Consider the following 16,639-nt stretch of genomic DNA (forward strand, 5'->3'; position numbering starts at 1 on the left):
AGCCTACTCAGATGCGTTCGATGATGGTGCCGGTGGCCATCGCGCCGCCTGCGCACATGGTGATGAGGGCGGTCTGACCGTCGGTGCGCTCCAGTTCGTGCAGCGCGGTGGTGATCAGGCGGGATCCGGTGCTACCCACCGGATGTCCGAGTGCGATGGCGCCGCCGTTGACGTTGACCTTGTCCATGTCGGCGTTGTGCACACGTGCCCAGCTCAGCACCACCGACGCGAAGGCCTCGTTGATCTCGACGAGATCGATGTCGGACAACGACATTCCCGCGCGTGCGAGGACCCGTTCGGTGGCCTGCACCGGGCCGTCGAGGTGATAGTGCGGTTCGGCGCCGACGAGCGCCTGTGTTTTGATGCGCGCGCGGGGAGTCAGACCGAGCGCCCGTGCCTTGGCCTCGTCCATGAGTAGGATCGCGGCCGAGCCGTCGGAGATCTGCGACGAGGTGCCCGCGGTGTGGATGCCGCCCTCGATGACCGGCTTGAGTGCGCCGAGCGAGTCGAGTGTGGTGTCGCGCAGGCCCTGGTCGCGGCTGACGTCGAGGATGTTGCCGGTCGGCTGGCCGTCTTTGGTGCGTTCGGGGGCCTTGACGGCCAGCACCTCGCGGTCGAAACGTCCTTCGTCCCAGGCCTGTCGGGCGCGCTGCTGGCTTCGCACGCCGAGTTCGTCGATGTCGGCGCGGGTGATCCCGCGTCGCCGTGCGATCCGCTCGGCCGCCTCGAACTGGTTGGGCATGTCCACATCCCACGAATCCGCGTGGTAGGGACCGGCTTCGGTGCCGACGTTGGCGCCGAGAGCGACCTGCGACATGGTCTCGACGCCACAGGCGATGCCGACGTCGATCGCGTCGGTGGCGATGAGGCCCGCGATCAGGTGGTTGGCCTGCTGGGCCGAGCCGCACTGGCAGTCGATGGTGGTGGCGCCGGTGTGGTCGGGAAGTCCGGCCGACAGCCACGCCTTGCGCGTGATGTTGCCTGCCTGGGCGCCGGCCTGGGTGACGCAGCCGCCGATGGCCTGCTCCACAAGTGCCGGGTCGATACCGGCCTTCTCGATGAGGCCGCGTTGGGTCAGGCCGAGCAGTTCTTCGGCATGCAGTCCCGACAACCAGCCGCCGCGCTTCCCGATCGGCGTACGAACGGCTTCCACGATCACCGGTACACCCATGTCCACTCCTTAGTCGATGTCGCCACGCCAGGGGTGGATCGATCCGATCCCGGGGCGTCGCTGTCCGTTGGTGTCGCCACCTGTGGCACACCCGTGATCTCAAGCTAGAACATGTTCTCGTTTACGTCTATGTCGGCCGGTCGCCAGCCGGTCCTCGATCGGTCGATGGCGTCCGAAAGTGGGCATCCAGGGGTTGGCTGACGGTCTGTCGCGGAACGAGTTTCGGGAAGTATCTGTCGCGGAAGGCCAGGTCAAAGCCCTTCGTGAGACAACTTCTGAAACAAGTTCTCACCGAGGTGTGTCATCCACGTCACAGTGTGCTTCAATGACTATTGAAACAGGTTCTAATCTCATTGCGAGATCTCACAGCGAGGTGGTGTGACGTGACCCAGGCCCAAAGCGCCCCGGTCGGCAGTGCCGGCAAGTGTCCGTTCATGGAGCAGGAGGGGTGGGACTTCACCAGTCCGGACCTGCTCGAACAGGGTATTCCGGTCAAGGAATTCGCGGAACTGCGTAAGACCGCGCCCGTCTGGTGGAACGCCCAGCAGCCGGGTAAGGGCGGTGGCTTCCACGACGGCGGCTATTGGGTGATCTCCAAGCACGCGGACATCCGTGAGATCTCCAAGAACAACGACGACTGGGAAACCAACGCCAACGGCGTCATCATGCGTTTCGACGACGAGATGACGCAGGACCAGATCGACGTCACCAAGGCCCTGCTGATCAACCACGACCCGCCGGAGCACACCCGTCTGCGCAAGCTCGTCTCGAAGGCGTTCACCCCTAAGGCCGTTCACGGCCTGGAGGAGAAGCTCGACGAGGCGGCACGCAAGATCGTGCAGCAGGCGGCCGACTCCGGTTCCGGTGACTTTGTCCACCAGGTTGCCGTCGACCTGCCCCTGCTGGCGATCGCCGACCTGCTCGGGGTGCCCGAAGAGGACCGCACCAAGCTCTTCGACTGGTCGAACTCGATGATGAACGCCGACGACCCGGAGTTCACCGCCGATCCGCAGATGGCGTCCGCCGAGATCCTTGGTTACGGCTACAACATGGCCGAGGCGCGTCGCAAGTGCCCGGCCGACGACATCGTGACCACGCTGGTCAACGCGGATATCGATGGCCAGAGCCTCGACGAGATCGAGTTCGGGTACTTCTTCATCCTGCTGACCGTCGCGGGTAACGAGACCACCCGCAACGCGATCAGCCACGGCATGAATGCCTTCCTGGAGCACCCGGACCAGTGGGAACTGTTCAAGAAGGAGCGTCCGGCGACGGCCGTCGACGAGATCGTCCGCTGGGCGACCCCGGTCAACTGCTTCCAGCGGACGGCCAAGCGCGACACTCAGATCGGCGGGGTCGACATCAAGCAGGGGCAGCGCGTCGGCCTGTTCTACGGGTCGGCCAACTACGACGAGGACGTCTTCGAGAATCCCTTCGAATTCGACATCTTGCGTGACCCCAACCCGCACGTCGGATTCGGTGGCAACGGCGCACACTTCTGCGTCGGCGCCAACCTGGCCCGCATGGAGATCAACCTGATGTTCAACGCGCTGGCCGACATCGTTCCCGACATCACGCGTCTGGAAGAACCGCGTCGTCTGCGCCACGGCTGGATCAACGGCGTCAAGGAACTGCGCGTCGACTACGGAAACCGGTGACGCCGGTGACGGCCGATCCGAAAGCTCTGCCGTATCTGAACATCGACCGGGATAACCATCCCGCGGTCATCGCGGGTCGTCGGTCCCGTGCGGCGGTGATCGCCCGCGACAAGGAGGCCTGGCTGGCCAACTTCGCCGCGGACGGCAGCGTCGAAGACCCGGTCGGTCCGTCGATGTTCGACCCGGAGGGCAAGGGGCATCACGGCATCGACCAGATCTCCGCGTTCTGGGATGTCTCGATCGCGAACACCCAGAAGATCGACTTCGTCTTCGACTCCGAGATCATCTGCGGCGATGAGGTCGCCTATGTGGGCAAGATCGTCACCCACATCGGCGGTCACATCTCCGAGGCGGAGGGCGTGTTCACCTATCGTGCCGATGTCGACGGCAAGATGGTCGCGCTGCGGGCGTTCTGGGAGGTCGAGAAGACGATGAACTCCCTGCGTCCGGCTTGAGGCGAGCAACACTAGACTCCACCCCATCTCCTGTCAGTCATCCCGACCACGGTCGGGGTGGGTGCGGGAGATCGGGGTGGATTTCTGCTTTGATGCGCCGTCGCCACCCCGACGGGGGCGCCGAGGCGAAAGGTGGATGGTGACACAGCCGTTCTCCGAGGTCTATCGCGAACATGTGGCGCCGATCTGGCGCTACGTGCGCACCCGGCTACCCTCCGATGCCGACGCCGACGACCTGACCGCCGACGTGTTCGCGGCGGCGATGCGTTCCTGGGAACGGTTCGATCCCGACCGGGGGAGTGTCGGCGGGTGGCTGGTCGGGATCGCCCGTCATCGGATCGCGGACTGGTGGACGACGCGCAGCCGTGAGGTGCCGGTGGAATCGGTCGAATCGGCAGCGCCCGAAGCTGTTTCCGAGTCCGACGACCCCGAGTCGATGGCCCTGCGTCGCGACGACGTGGACACCGTGCGCAGACATCTGGGCGCCCTCAGTCCACGTGAACGAGAGGCGGTCGCGCTGCGCTTCGGGACGTCGATGACATCGGAGCAGATCGGCGCGGCGATGGGTATCACCCCGACGGCCGCGCGCATGCTGGTGTATCGAGGAGTGGGCAAGCTCAGGGAGGTGATGTCGCGATGAATGCACGTGATTTCGACGCGGAAGCCGCCCCGGGCGATGCCGACCTGGCTGCGGCCAACCGGCTCGACGACCAGATCTCGGCGATGCTGACTGGAGTGCCGTCGACCGGGACCGATCCGCAGTTGCTGTGGCTGGCCAACGCGCTACGTCCGGATCCGTCCGCGGCCACCCACGCCAGGATCGACGCCCGGATCGAGGCCGGGACGCGGTCGGCACGAGCGCGCCGCTGGCGATGGGCGAGACTGGCCGCAGCTGTACTCGGGTTCTTCTTCCTGGTGCATGGCATCGGCAACATGGTTGCGGGGGAGTGGATCTCGTCCAATCTGGGCGAGCCGTTCAACGAACACGCGATGGTCGACGGTGGGCTGGCCTTCCTGGCCGTCGGGTCGGCTGTGCTGGTCGCGGCGACGCGGGTCCGATGGCTGCCGGTCGGGATCATCGTCGGTGTGCCGTTCGGTCTCATCCTGGGTGGACGCGGGCTGCACGAGGTCGGCACCTTCGCGTGGGGCGCCACCCTGCACGGGGCAACCGGCCTGGCGGCGATTATGGCGCTGGTCACATTTGCGATCGGTTGGCGTTACGGCCGCAAGGGTGGCGCCGAAGACCGGGTATGACGGACGAATTAGGTGAGGCCACCGTGGTCGGGACACCGCCGGCGTCGGGTGCTGATCGTGCCCTCGCGCCGGGCTGGGCCCGGCTGTTGCTGGTCGTGGTGGGAATTCCACAGGTGGTCACCGGGCTGTGGGCAGTGTCGGCACCCCAGCACTTCTTCGACCATTTCCCCGGTCTCGGGCCGATGCTGGTGGCGGCCGAACCGCCGTTCAACCATCATCTGGTCAGCGATACCGGGTCGGGATTCCTGGCCACCGGGGTGTTGGTGCTGATCGCCGCGATCTGGGGGCTGCGGCCGCTGGTCTTCGTGGCTTCCATCTGCCTGATCGTGTTCGCGGTGCCGCACTCGGTCTTTCACGCGCTCCACCCGGCCGATGCGCTGACCGCCGCCGAGAACGTCGTCAATGTCGCGGTGCTGGTCGTCGGCGCGGCGATACCGGTCGTCGTCGCCTATGCGGCCCGGCCCGAGTTCGGACACAACCCATCGAAAGGGCAATGAGCATGAGAGCCGCACGTCGAATCCTGGCCTTCATCAAGGTCTTCGCCGCCGCGAAGCGCAATCGAGTCGACCTGTATCGCTGGCTCATCCGCCGGCCGCTGCTGTTGGCGGCCAACGGGTTCTACGAGTTCGCACTACTCTTCAGCAACCGTCTCGACCCTCGGTTGAAGGAACTCGCCGAGCTGAAGACCGCGGGACTGATCAACTGCGAATACTGCCTGGACATCGGTTCGGCACTGGCGGTCCACGGCGGTATCGGCGAAGCGCAGCTGCGTGATCTGCCGGTCTACCGTGACAGCCCCGCCTACTCCGAGCCGGAGAAGCTCGTCCTCGAGTTCGCCGAGGTGATGACCCTCACCCCGGCCGTCGGGGACGATCTCGCCGACGTGCGAACCCGTCTCGCCGCACATCTGTCCGACACCCAGATCGCCGAACTCGCCGCGACGATCGCGTGGGAAAACCAGCGGGCGCGGCTCAATCAGGCGCTCGGCGTCCGCCCGACCGGAATGTCTGACGGGGCGGCGTGTGCCCTCCCCGAGTCCCGAAAGTAGGGGACGAACCTTCTTCCCCGACTTTCGGATTCGTCCCCGACGAACTTCTGGGGGATGAGTCGGGAAGTAGGGGAAGAGTGGCTGCGGCGCCTAACAGGCAATGCCGGCGCGACGCAGCGCGCGCAGGACCTTCGCGGCGAGGGCGTCCGGGTCCCGAAGTTCGGCCCAGGTCCAGCGGACGACGACGATCCCGCAATCGCGGATCTCGTCCTCGCGCAGCTTCTCGTCGTAGACGACGTCGTCGGCGTCGCGATATCCGCTCGCGGCCGATTGTCGTCGATATTTGGTCCTCCCGTCGAACTCACCGACCACACGGAGGCGTCCGGTGCGGTCGCGCCACCCGAAGTCACCGCGTTTCACCGATCCGTCGGCGACGATGATCTCCACCTGCAGTTCGGGTTCGGGGACGATGTGCGTCTCCGCCAGCACCTGACGGCTCAGGGACTCGCCCACGCTCTCCGACTGGTCGGTGGCGAATCCCAGGGCGACGCGCAGCGTGTCGACACCATGCTGACGACGTAGGCTCGCCGCGATCTCGGCGAGGTCGACCGGAACCCCACGGCACCGTGCCGCGTACAGCCCGGCGTCGAGTGCGCAAACCGCCTGACGCAGGGTACCGGACCGGGCGACGTCACAGACGGTACGGCCGATGCCGGTCACCGTCATGCCGCCGACCGTGGTGAGTTGGGAGTCCGGGATCGGCGTCTGATGGATGACGAGTCCGGGGGACGTGCGTCCCGAACGACGCGACACGAAATGGACCGTCGACAGATCGGGCTGTAGCAGCGGGATGTCGAGCACGGCCGCGGCCGACTGGTGGCTGAGATATCGCGACGCCCCGCCGGTGCGCACCGCGGCGTCGATCATCCGGCGGTATCGGCTGGTCGCGTCGCCGAACGGATCGTCGGGGTCGGGGCGGGCGGTCGGGACGTAGGAACCCCACCAGACGCGTTCGACGAGGTTGTGGCGAAGGGCGGCGCGGATCTCGGCGTCCGTGCCGCCCTGCCGGATCACCTCGCGACGCAGGATGAGTCGGCCGGCGGGTGTCGCCACGCGGAAGTCGAAGTCGTCGGGCTCGGTCATCGTCCGATCGTCGGCCATCTTCATCGCGAACGCCGACGACGATCCACAGGTGTGGACGGCGCGCTTGGTCAGTTCTTCCCCTGGGTGTGGTTTCTTCCCCGAGAAGCTTCTCGGGGAAGAAACGAAAAGTAGGGGACGAAGTTTCGTCCCCTACTTTCGGTGCGGGGGTTCGTCCCCTACTTTCGGTGCGGGGGTTCGTCCCCTACTTTCGGTCCCCGGTCAGTGCTGTGGTTTGTCCGCGCCGACGAGCCACATCGAGAAGTACTGCGACCCACCGCCATAGGCGTGACCGAGGGCCTTGCGGGCGTCGCGAACCTGGTGGTCGCCTGCCTTGCCGGTGACCTGAATCGCCGCCTCGGCGAAGCGGATCATGCCCGACGCGCCGATCGGATTCGACGACAGGACACCACCGGAGGGGTTGAAGGGGATTCGGCCGCCGATCTCGGTCTCGCCCGCCTCGGTCAGCTTCCAGCCCGTGCCCTCGGGCGCGAAACCGAGGTTCTCCAGCCACATCGGCTCGAACCACGAGAACGGTACGTACACCTCGGCGACGTCGATCTCGTCCAGCGGGTTGCTGATGCCGCCTGCCTTCCAGAGTGCGGCCGCCGCATCCCGGCCGGCTTGCGGGTTGACCACGTTGCGGTGGGCGTAGGCCAGCGGCTCGGTGCGCATCGCGGTGGCGTGGATCCAGGCGACCGGATTGCCCGCCGCCGCACTGTCATCGGCGGCCTGCTCGTCGCCGATGACGACCGCGCAGGCACCATCCGACGACGGGCAGGTCTCGTCGTAGCGGATCGGGTCCCACAGCATCTGTGACTTCATCACCGATTCGACGGTCTGATCCGGCTGATGCAGGTGGGCCAACGGATTACGGGCGCCGTTGCGGCGGTCCTTGGCCGCGACCATCGCGCCGATGTGTTCGGGTGCGTCGGACTGGCGGATGTAGGCCCGCACATGCGGGGCGAAGAAGCCGCCCGCCCCGGCACCCACCGGCTTGGTGAACGGGACCGGAATCGACAGTGCCCACATGGCATTCGACTCGGACTGCTTTTCCCAGGCGACGGCGAGAACCCGGCGGTGCACCCCGGCCGACACGAGCGACGCGGCGACGTTGGCGGTCGAACCGCCGACGGAACCCGCGGTGTGCACGCGGATCATTCGCTTGCCGACGGCGCCGATCGCCTCGGCCATCGCCAGCTCGGGCATCATCGATCCCTCGAACAGGTCGGGAGCTTTGCCGATGACGATGGCGTCGATGTCGTCGATGGATACGCGGGCGTCGGTCAGTGCGGCGTCGATTGCCTCGCGGCACATGCCTGCCATGGTGACGTCATGTCGTTTGGCCACATACTTCGTCTGGCCGGTGCCCAGGACGGCCGCGCGATTCTTGAGTGCCATCAGTTCTCGTCTCCCGCAGTGGTATCGGACAGGGTCACGACCATGTTCTGCTGCAGCAGCGGGCCGCTGGTGGCGTGGGCGAGCGCCGAGCCCGCGTTACCGGTGAGGATCTCGTTGGCGGCGTACCCGACCCGCTGCAGTCCCGTCGAGAACAGCGAGTTGCCGGCGAGGGTGCCGCCGGACGGGTTGATGCGCACCGAATCCGGCAGGCGCAGTGCGTTGCGCACGATCAGTTCCTGATGGGTGAACGGCGCGGCGATCTCGGCGACGTCGACGGCCCGGCTGCGGTCGCCGAACGCGGTGTCGCCGGCGAGAGCGGTCGACGGGGAGACGGTCAGGTCCCGGGCCCCGAAGTTCGGGCTGTCGATCCGGTGGTCCCACCCGGTGATGAAGGCCGGATTGGCGACCAGTTCCCGGGCCCGGCGTTCGCTGGCGATGACGACGGCGGCTGCCGCGTCGGTGTACGGTGCGATGTCATGTGCGCGAAGCGGATTCGCGACATAGTCGGCGGCGAGAAGTTCGTCGACCGATGCGCCGGTGGTGCGTGCCGCGACGGCGGCCATGTCTGCCTCGGTCCACACGCCGGCGTCGAGACCGGCACGGGCCTGCAGGGCCGCGAGTGCGCTTGCCCCCGGCCGCAGCGGTGCCACGGTGTACGGATCGGTCTGCAGGGTGAGTGTCTGGTCGGAATTGCCTGCGGTCGCCTTGCCGAAACCGTAGGCGAGGGCGAGATCGACTTCGCCGGTGGCGATCTTGACCCACGCCTCGTACAGGGCCCAGGCGCCGTCCATCTCGACATGGGACTCGTTGATCGGCGGCATCGCGCCGATCGAGTCGACCGCCGAGATGAACGAGAATGCGCGGCCGGCAAGGTAGTCCGACGATCCGCTGCACCAGAACTCGATGTCGGTGCGGGCGATGCCGAGTTCGGCGTAGAGCTTGTCGAAGCAGGGGATCAACATCTCGACACCGTTGGTGGTGCCGTGTGTGCCCGCGACGTTGGGGCTGTGCGCGAAGCCGATGATCGCGATCCGGGGAAGTGCCATCAGAGGTGGTCCTTTGTCACAGGTGGGCTCGGTAGGTCTCGTAGTCGGCGTCCGGCTCTCCGGTCGGCGCGAAGTGGCTGATGCTGCCGATGGAGTACTCGCGTTCGTCCTCGGGCATCCAGACGGCCTTGACACGCATACCCATTCGGACGTCGGCGGCCGCACAGTCGAGGATGAGGTGCAAGAAGGTGATGTCGGCGCCGTCGAGCAGTACGTAGGCCGCGACGTAGGGCGGCTTGATCCGCTGACCCTGGAACGGCACGTTGACGATGCAGAAGGTGGTGACGATGCCGGTGTCGGCGAGTTCCACGTACTCGATGGCACGAGAGCCGTCGGCCGGGCTCACCCCGCGCGGCGGGAAGTAGACGCGATCGGCGTCCACGCCACCGCCGATGCGGGAACCGATCAGCTTGCCGTCTTTCAGTCCACGTAGGTAGACGGATTCGGCCTCGGTGGCCGAATGCGTGATCACGGTGGCGACCGGGGTGGTGATGACGACGTCGGTGCCCTCGGGGTTCTCGGCGGTGTTGGCCGGGGCGTCCTCGGTGCCATCGCCGGGTGCGAAATAGGCGATGTCATCGATCCGGCCGGTGCGGGCGGCCTTCCAGACCGCGTGGACGCGTAGCCCGGTGGTCAGGTCGTCGGCACTGTCGGCGGCGACGGCGTGCAGCAGGGCGGTATCCGCGCCGTCGAGGGTGATCAGCGCCCAGGCGAAGGGGCGATCGAGGGGCTGTCCCACAACGGGTTCGGCTTGCCAACTCCACGTCGACACGGTGCCGACAGCGGCGACGTCGACGATCTCGGTCGTCTGCGCACCGGTGCGGGGATCGAACTCGACCGGCGGGACGCTCACCGTGCCGTCGCTGCTCTTCGATCCCACGATGCGGCCCGCGCGCAGCGCGAGGGCGAACTGGCTCAACACCGGTCCGAGGGAACGGGTGTAGTCGAAGGAATTGGTCAGGGCCGCGGTCAGGATGTCCGACGCGGGTTCGGGGACTGGGGCCACCGGAGAAGCCGGGCCACCCGATGTGGATGCGGTGATGCTCACACTTCGAGTAGAACACGTTCTAGTATTGGGCACAAGAAGTGTGTTCACGGACGGGCTCAGCTGCCCGCGACACACGCCGGCGAAGGGGTAGATGTGAAGCTCGGGCTGCAACTGGGGTACTGGGGATCGGGGCCGATCGCGAATGCGTCGGAACTGATCGCGGCGGCGGAGACCCACGGATTCGACGCGGTGTTCACCGCCGAATCGTGGGGGTCGGACGCCTACACGCCGCTGTCGTGGTGGGGTGCGGCCACCGAACACATTCGGCTCGGTACGGCCGTCGCGCAGTTGTCCGCACGACCGCCGACCTCGCTGGCGATGGCCGCACTGACCCTGGACCATCTGTCCGGCGGGCGGCACATCATCGGACTGGGGGTATCCGGGCCGCAGGTCGTCGAGGGGTGGTACGGCGAACCGTTCGCCAAGCCGCTGGCGCGCACCCGTGAGTACGTGCAGGTCGTCCGGGATGTCCTCGCGCGGCAGGCGCCGGTGTCGAATGCCGGTGTGCACTACCCGCTTCCGTATCCGGCCGAGGCGCCGGGATCGACCGGGCTGGGCAAATCACTCAAACCGATCACCCATCCGCTTCGTTCGGACGTCCCGATCTGGCTGGGTGCGGAGGGACCCAAGAACGTCGCCCAGACCGCCGAGATCGCCGACGGCTGGCTGGCCATCTTCTTCAGTCTGCAACTCGCCGATCAGTACAACGCCTGGCTCGACGAAGGATTCGCCCGGCCGGGTGCGCGGCGCTCGCGTGCGGACTTCGAGGTGGCGGCGACCGCTCAGGTGGTGGTCACCGACGATGTCGCGTCCGTCATCGATGCCTACCGGCCGTCCACCGCACTGTATGTCGGCGGGATGGGCGCCAAGGAGAAGAACTTTCACGCGGAGCTGTACCGGCGCATGGGATATGGCGACGCGGTCGACGAGATCGTCGCCCTGTTCCAGGCGGGTAAGAAGGCGGAGGCATTGGCCGCGGTACCCGACGAGATGGTGCGCGAGACCATGATCATCGGTACCGAGGACCAGGTGCGCCAGCAGATCAAGGAGTGGGAGGCGGCCGGTGTCACGATGCTGATGCTCACCGCACGTGACCCCGACATGATCGGACGGATCGCCGCCCTCGTGTGAGGGACGGCCGGCCCTACTCCGCGGGCGGTGCGTCGTGATCGGCCGGTGGACGTCGGCCCGCCCCCGGCACGCGGTGGGTCAGGGTCAGGTGCAGTTTGCCGGGCACCATGGTGAGGCGCTCGTGAACTCGCAGTACGTAATCCGGGTCGGGGGTCAGGTCGTAGCGGTGGATGAGCCGTGCCAGCACCAGGACCGACTCGTGGAGTGCGAACTGACGTCCGATACAGGCGCGCATCCCGGTGCCGAAGGGTTTGTAGCTGTGTGCGGGTCGCTTCTTGATCTCGTCTGGCAGGAACCGGTCGGGATCGAAGGTCTCGGGATCTTCCCACACCGCCGGGTCCCGATGTACCTGGCCGAGCATGATCAGCGCCCAGTCGGAGGTGCGCATCGGATAGCGGCCGCCGAGTACGGTGTCGCTGACCGGACGCCGCGAGAAGGCGGGCACGGTCGGCCACAGTCGGAGTGACTCGTCGAGGCACCGGCGGATGTACCGAAACTTTGCGACCTGCTCGTAGGTGGGTTCGGCATCGGGGTCGTCGCCGAGGATCTCGTCGGTCTCCTGCTGGGCGAGAGCCAGGCAGTCGGGGTTCTCGGAGAGGAAGTAGAGCGCGAAAGACAGTGCGCCCGCCGTGGTTTCGTGACCGGCAACCAGGAAGGTGAGAATCTGGTACCGAATGTTGAGGGGGGTCAGACGTTCCCCGGATTCCGGGTGCCGGACGTTGAGCATGATGCCGAGCAGGTCGTGCTGTGAGGTGTCCTCGATGCGCTCGGCGACCAGTTCGTCGATGAGCGCATTGGCGTAGTCGTGGTCGTCGGCGATACGTCGGGTCAGATAGTTGCCCAACAGTTTTCCGCCGGGTGCGGCGCGTAGACCACCCCGTCTGCGGCCGGTCTCCAGGGCGCGCACCATCGCACCGACGAACGGATGCGGCCGCTCGCTGGTGAAGGATCCGAAGTCGTGGCTGAAGGCCGCCCGGCTCAACGTCTCCATCGCCAGTTTGGTCATGTCCCGGGTGATGTCCACGCGCTGCTCGGGTAGGCGGTCCCAGTAGTCGATGAGTTCCTGGGAGGTGGTCAGCATGATGTCGTGGTAGCGCTGCATCGACGCGCGGGCGAACGCGGGCATCAGCAGATCGTGCGCCAGCTGCCAGTTGGGTTCGTCGTTATATGCGGTGAACAGTCCGTCGCCGCCATATTCGCGCAGTGCTCCGATCGCCGGCGGAAGGGTCTTGCAGAATCGTGTCTCATCGCACAGTTCCGCGGTGAGATCGGCGGAGGCGACGAAGACGAACTTCTGGCGAAAGACTTTCAGTTCGTAGATTCCGCCGAGTTCGGCGCCGAGCCGCAGGATGCTCAGGATGGGGTTGCGTGGGTCGGACACCTGGACGTCGCCGATGATCGGCCGACGCCGACCAGGATGCGGGAACTTCTGCCCTGACCAGCTGTTATGGATACCGAATCCGCGGAACAGGGTGCGCGGAAGCGGCCCCGAACCTGCCTGTTCGCGGGTGTTCTGCTTACCTGTCACCGTCGTCGGCCCCCGTATCGCCAGGCCTCAACATTCCGAGGCCGTCCTGATGAGTATGGACGACGGGGATCGTTACCGGAAAGTCACCAAGTGATGCGACTTTCCGGAAACGGGGCTATTCGCCGGTGAAGACCGGCTTCTCCTTGTTGGCGAATGCCTTGGGGCCGATCTTCGCGTCCTTGCTCTTGAACACCGCGATGCCGAGCTTGGATTCCAGCTCGAAAGCCTCGAGTTCGTGCATCCCCTCGGTGTCGCGGATGGTCTTCAGGATGGCCTGCACCGCGAGGGGGCCGTTGGCGGCGATGGCTTCGGCGATGTCGATGGCCTTGTCCAGCGCGCCGCCGTCCTCGACGACGTGACCGATGAGGCCGTACTCCTTCGCCTCATCCGCGGTGACATGCCGACCGGTGAGCAGAAGATCGGCGGCGATCGTGTAGGGGATCTGCCGGGGCAGCCGGACGGCGCTGCCGCCGAGCGGGAACAGACCCCAGCGAGCCTCGGCGACACCGAATTTCGCGCTCCTGCCGGCGACTCGAATGTCGGTGCCCTGCAGGATCTCGGTGCCGCCGGCGATGGCGGGTCCTTCCACGGCGGCGATGAGCGGCTTGGTCAGTCTGCGTCCCTTGAGCAGGGCGGGCAGGCTGGCCGGATTCCAGGAACCCTTGTCGACGGTGTCGCCGGGGGCGTTCTTGTTCATCGTCTTGAGGTCCATCCCGGCGCAGAACGCGCCGCCCGCGCCGGTCAGGATCGCGACCCGGATGTCGGGGTCGGTGTCGACCTGATCCCACGCCTCGACCATGATCCGCATCATTTCCGCCGACAGCGCGTTACGTGCTTCGGGGCGGTTCATGGTGACGATCAGGATGTGGCCGCGCTTCTCGACGAGGCATTCGGGCGCCTTGTCGGTTCCGGGATGTGAATCGGCAACAGTGGTCATCGTCGTCCCTCGCGAAAAATTGTCGGAGATTGCTGCTTGCTCGAAACGATAACACGTTCTAATTTTGATGCCATGGCCTACACGATTGCCGACTTGATCGAGCATGCGGTCGACCTGATGCCGGAACGGACGGCGTTGGAGTCGGGGGAAGAGACACGAACCTATGCGCAATTGGAGGCGCGTGCGAACGCGATAGCGCACAAGCTACGCGAACTCGGTGTGAAGCCGGGGGACCGGGTGGGTCTGTACAGCAGAAACACCATCGAGGCTGTCGAATCGATGATCGCCATCTTCAAGGCGCGCGCGGTGATGGTCAACGTCAACTACCGCTACGTCGAAGCCGAACTCGAACACATCTTCGTCGACTCGGGGATGGTGGCGCTCATCCATGAGCGCCAGTACTGCGAACGCGTCTGCAACACGTTGCCGAAATCGCCCGAGCTGCGTTCCCGGATCGTCATCGAGGACGGGACGGACAGCGAACTCGCGTGCACCGGCTACGGCGACTCGATCCGATATGAGGATGCCATCGCCGACTCCTCAGCCGAACGCGACTTCGAGGATCGCTCCAGCGACGACCTGTACATGCTCTATACCGGCGGCACCACCGGCAAGCCCAAGGGTGTGGTGTGGCGCCAGGAGGACATCTGGCGTGTCCTCGGCGGCGGCATCGACTGGTTCAACAGCGAGCCGATCACCGACGAGTGGAAGCTTGCCCGCGACGGTTCCGAGGGTGGCCAGCTGGTGCGCTTCCCGATCCCACCGTTCATCCACGGCGGCTCACAGTGGGCGATCTTCCAGTCGCTGTTCGCCGGTGGCAAAGCCATCGTCTACCCGGAATTCAGTGGCCGCGGCACCTGGGAGATCGTCGCCCGCCATGGCGTCAACGTCGTCTTCATCACCGGCGACGCCATGGGGCGGCCGATGGTCGAAGCCCTGGCCGAAGGTGTCGACCACGACTTGAGCAGCGTCGTCACCGTCGCGTCGTCGGCGGCGCTGTTCTCGCCGAGCGTCAAATCGGAGTTCCTCGATCACTTCCCGAACGCGATCATCATCGACGCCATCGGGTCGTCGGAGACCGGCTACGGCGGCCTCGGTGTGGTCACGAAGGATTCGCCCCATTCGGGCGGTCCGCGGGTCAAGGCGGACAGTGAGACCCACGTGCTTCGCGAGGACGGCACTCCGGTGGAGCCGGGTAGTGGCGAGATCGGCGTGTTGGCCCGCAGCGGTCACATTCCGCTGCACTATCACAACGATCCGGTGAAGTCGGCGCAAACCTTCAAGGAGTTCAACGGGATTCGCTACTCGCTGCCCGGCGACTTTGCGCAGCTGGAGGCCGACGGCAACATCACCATGCTCGGCCGCGGCTCGGTGTCGATCAACACCGGCGGCGAGAAGGTGTTCCCGGAAGAGGTCGAGGGCGCGCTGAAGGCCCATCCCGACGTCTTCGACACCGTGGTCGTCGGGGTGGCCGACGACCGATGGGGTCAGCGTGTCGGAGCGGTCATCGCGACCCGCGACGGTGCCCGGCCGTCCCTCGCCGAACTCAACGACGTCGCGCGCAAGGAACTCGCGGGATACAAATGCCCGCGCAGCGTCTGGTTCGTCGACGAGATCAAGCGATCGCCCGCGGGTAAACCCGACTACCGCTGGGGTGCGGCGATCACCCAGGAACATCCCGCTGACGAGGCGCATTCGGCGCCGGAGAAGAGCTGACCATGCGCACCGAACTGGCCGACCGGTTTGGCATCGAATACCCGATCTTCGGGTTCACTCCGAGCCAGGACGTCGCCGCCGCGATCAGCCGGGCCGGAGGTCTCGGCGTGCTCGGGTGCGTCCGCTTCAACGAGCCGGACGAACTCGACGAGGTCCTCGAATGGATGCACGAGAACACCGACGGAAAACCGTTCGGCGTGGACGTCGTCATGCCCGCCAAGATCCCGACCGAGGGGTCCAAGGTCGATCTGGATTCGATGATCCCGCCCGAACACCGGGCCTTCGTCGAACGGACCCTCGACGACCTGGGCGTGCCGCCGCTGCCCGGGGGTGACCGGGTCGACGCCGGGGTGCTGGGGTGGCTGCATTCGGTGGCGCGATCACACGTCGACGTGGCTATGGAACATCGCCGCAAGTACGGGCAGATCAAGCTGATCGCCAACGCTCTCGGTTCGCCGCCCGACGACGTGATCGCCACCGCCCACGACAACGGTGTCCTCGTCGCCGCCCTGGCGGGCGCGAAAGAGCATGCGCTGCACCATGTCGCGGCGGGGGTGGACATCGTCATCGCCCAGGGCTATGAGGGTGGCGGCCACACCGGCGAGGTCACCTCGATGATCTTGTGGCCCGAACTCGTCGACGCGGTCGGCGACACCGCGCCGGTGCTCGCCGCCGGTGGCGTCGGCAGCGGACGCCAGATCGCGGCGGCCCTGGCCCTCGGCGCGCAGGGCGTGTGGATGGGCACCTACTGGCTCACCGCCGCCGAATATCAGCTGGGCAAGACCGAGGGCGACGACGGTCCGACCACCGTGCAGCGGGCCCTGCTCGCGGCGACCTCGCGCGACACCGTGCGTCGTCGGATCTACTCGGGTAAGCCGGCGCGCCTGCTCAAAACCAAGTGGACCGACGCGTGGGATGCGCCCGACGCCCCGGAGCCGCTGCCGATGCCGCTGCAGAATCTGCTCGTCGCCGAGGCTCACAGCCGGATCTCGCAGGCCGACGATCCCGGTGTCGTGGCCATGCCGGCCGGTCAGATCGTCGGCCGCTGCAACGACATCGTGCCGGTTGCGGACATGATCGCGGGGATGGTCGCGGAGTACAACGAGGCGGTCAAACGTCTCGACGCCACCCTCTGAGCCCAACCACACAAGTCGTCCAACCACATA

The 16,639-nt window shown here is 66.3% G+C and carries 16 protein-coding genes; 9 read left to right on the top strand and 7 right to left on the bottom strand.

Going from position 1 to position 16,639, the window contains the following annotated elements:
* Nucleotides 1–7: 7 nt before the first annotated feature.
* On the bottom strand, nucleotides 8–1,171 hold the full coding sequence (locus tag QSJ18_RS06915) for a steroid 3-ketoacyl-CoA thiolase (RefSeq protein WP_286325593.1): 1,164 nt from the start codon (nucleotides 1,169–1,171) through the stop codon (nucleotides 8–10).
* Nucleotides 1,172–1,554: 383 nt separating this feature from the next.
* Here QSJ18_RS06915 and QSJ18_RS06920 point away from each other — a divergent pair, with 383 nt between their 5' ends.
* From QSJ18_RS06920 to QSJ18_RS06945, 6 genes are all read left to right on the top strand, one after another.
* A complete protein-coding gene (locus tag QSJ18_RS06920) occupies nucleotides 1,555–2,829 on the top strand; it encodes a cytochrome P450 (protein WP_462476004.1) in 1,275 nt (424 codons plus the stop codon).
* The gene (locus tag QSJ18_RS06925) at nucleotides 2,826–3,284 is read left to right on the top strand and encodes a nuclear transport factor 2 family protein (protein WP_462476005.1); all 459 of its coding nucleotides are present in this window, start codon (nucleotides 2,826–2,828) and stop codon (nucleotides 3,282–3,284) included. Before QSJ18_RS06920 ends, QSJ18_RS06925 begins: the two co-directional genes overlap by 4 nt.
* Before the next feature lie 136 nt (nucleotides 3,285–3,420).
* Complete coding sequence (locus QSJ18_RS06930; RefSeq protein WP_462476006.1) at nucleotides 3,421–3,924, top strand: RNA polymerase sigma factor; 504 nt, start codon at nucleotides 3,421–3,423, stop codon at nucleotides 3,922–3,924.
* Nucleotides 3,921–4,538 carry a hypothetical protein gene (locus tag QSJ18_RS06935; RefSeq protein WP_286325595.1) on the top strand — a complete coding sequence of 206 codons (618 nt, stop codon included), beginning with the start codon at nucleotides 3,921–3,923 and terminating at the stop codon, nucleotides 4,536–4,538. Before QSJ18_RS06930 ends, QSJ18_RS06935 begins: the two co-directional genes overlap by 4 nt.
* The gene (locus QSJ18_RS06940) at nucleotides 4,535–5,035 is read left to right on the top strand and encodes a hypothetical protein (RefSeq protein WP_286325596.1); all 501 of its coding nucleotides are present in this window, start codon (nucleotides 4,535–4,537) and stop codon (nucleotides 5,033–5,035) included. Before QSJ18_RS06935 ends, QSJ18_RS06940 begins: the two co-directional genes overlap by 4 nt.
* A gap of 2 nt (nucleotides 5,036–5,037) precedes the next feature.
* Nucleotides 5,038–5,586: a carboxymuconolactone decarboxylase family protein gene (locus QSJ18_RS06945; RefSeq protein ID WP_286325597.1), complete on the top strand. Its 549-nt coding sequence runs from the start codon at nucleotides 5,038–5,040 to the stop codon at nucleotides 5,584–5,586.
* Nucleotides 5,587–5,676: 90 nt separating this feature from the next.
* Here QSJ18_RS06945 and QSJ18_RS06950 read toward each other — a convergent pair whose 3' ends face one another.
* The 4 genes from QSJ18_RS06950 to QSJ18_RS06965 all read right to left on the bottom strand — a co-directional run bounded on the left by QSJ18_RS06950 (nucleotide 5,677) and on the right by QSJ18_RS06965 (nucleotide 10,119).
* The gene (locus QSJ18_RS06950; RefSeq protein WP_286325598.1) at nucleotides 5,677–6,669 is read right to left on the bottom strand and encodes a hypothetical protein; all 993 of its coding nucleotides are present in this window, start codon (nucleotides 6,667–6,669) and stop codon (nucleotides 5,677–5,679) included.
* A 219-nt stretch (nucleotides 6,670–6,888) separates the two neighbouring features.
* Nucleotides 6,889–8,067: a thiolase domain-containing protein gene (locus QSJ18_RS06955; protein WP_286325599.1), complete on the bottom strand. Its 1,179-nt coding sequence runs from the start codon at nucleotides 8,065–8,067 to the stop codon at nucleotides 6,889–6,891.
* Nucleotides 8,067–9,113, bottom strand: a complete 1,047-nt coding sequence (locus QSJ18_RS06960; RefSeq protein ID WP_286325600.1) for a thiolase domain-containing protein — start codon at nucleotides 9,111–9,113, stop codon at nucleotides 8,067–8,069. Before QSJ18_RS06960 ends, QSJ18_RS06955 begins: the two co-directional genes overlap by 1 nt.
* Nucleotides 9,114–9,129: 16 nt before the next feature.
* Nucleotides 9,130–10,119 (bottom strand): Zn-ribbon domain-containing OB-fold protein, encoded by a 990-nt coding sequence (locus QSJ18_RS06965; protein WP_462476015.1) that lies wholly within the window; start codon nucleotides 10,117–10,119, stop codon nucleotides 9,130–9,132.
* 135 nt (nucleotides 10,120–10,254) lie between these two features.
* Here QSJ18_RS06965 and QSJ18_RS06970 point away from each other — a divergent pair, with 135 nt between their 5' ends.
* Nucleotides 10,255–11,292 carry an LLM class F420-dependent oxidoreductase gene (locus QSJ18_RS06970; protein ID WP_286325602.1) on the top strand — a complete coding sequence of 346 codons (1,038 nt, stop codon included), beginning with the start codon at nucleotides 10,255–10,257 and terminating at the stop codon, nucleotides 11,290–11,292.
* 13 nt (nucleotides 11,293–11,305) lie between these two features.
* Here QSJ18_RS06970 and QSJ18_RS06975 read toward each other — a convergent pair whose 3' ends face one another.
* Together QSJ18_RS06975 and QSJ18_RS06980 are read right to left on the bottom strand one after the other, a co-directional pair.
* A complete protein-coding gene (locus QSJ18_RS06975) occupies nucleotides 11,306–12,745 on the bottom strand; it encodes a cytochrome P450 (RefSeq protein WP_462476016.1) in 1,440 nt (479 codons plus the stop codon).
* A 190-nt stretch (nucleotides 12,746–12,935) separates the two neighbouring features.
* Nucleotides 12,936–13,757, bottom strand: a complete 822-nt coding sequence (locus QSJ18_RS06980; protein ID WP_286325603.1) for a crotonase/enoyl-CoA hydratase family protein — start codon at nucleotides 13,755–13,757, stop codon at nucleotides 12,936–12,938.
* 72 nt (nucleotides 13,758–13,829) lie between these two features.
* Here QSJ18_RS06980 and QSJ18_RS06985 point away from each other — a divergent pair, with 72 nt between their 5' ends.
* Complete coding sequence (locus QSJ18_RS06985) at nucleotides 13,830–15,473, top strand: acyl-CoA synthetase (RefSeq protein ID WP_286325604.1); 1,644 nt, start codon at nucleotides 13,830–13,832, stop codon at nucleotides 15,471–15,473.
* Nucleotides 15,474–15,475: 2 nt separating this feature from the next.
* Nucleotides 15,476–16,609 carry an NAD(P)H-dependent flavin oxidoreductase gene (locus QSJ18_RS06990; RefSeq protein WP_286325605.1) on the top strand — a complete coding sequence of 378 codons (1,134 nt, stop codon included), beginning with the start codon at nucleotides 15,476–15,478 and terminating at the stop codon, nucleotides 16,607–16,609.
* The last annotated feature ends 30 nt before the right edge of the window (nucleotides 16,610–16,639 follow it).

This window comes from Gordonia heveisoli (assembly GCF_030315745.1).
In the GTDB taxonomy this organism is placed as follows: Bacteria; Actinomycetota; Actinomycetes; order Mycobacteriales; family Mycobacteriaceae; genus Gordonia.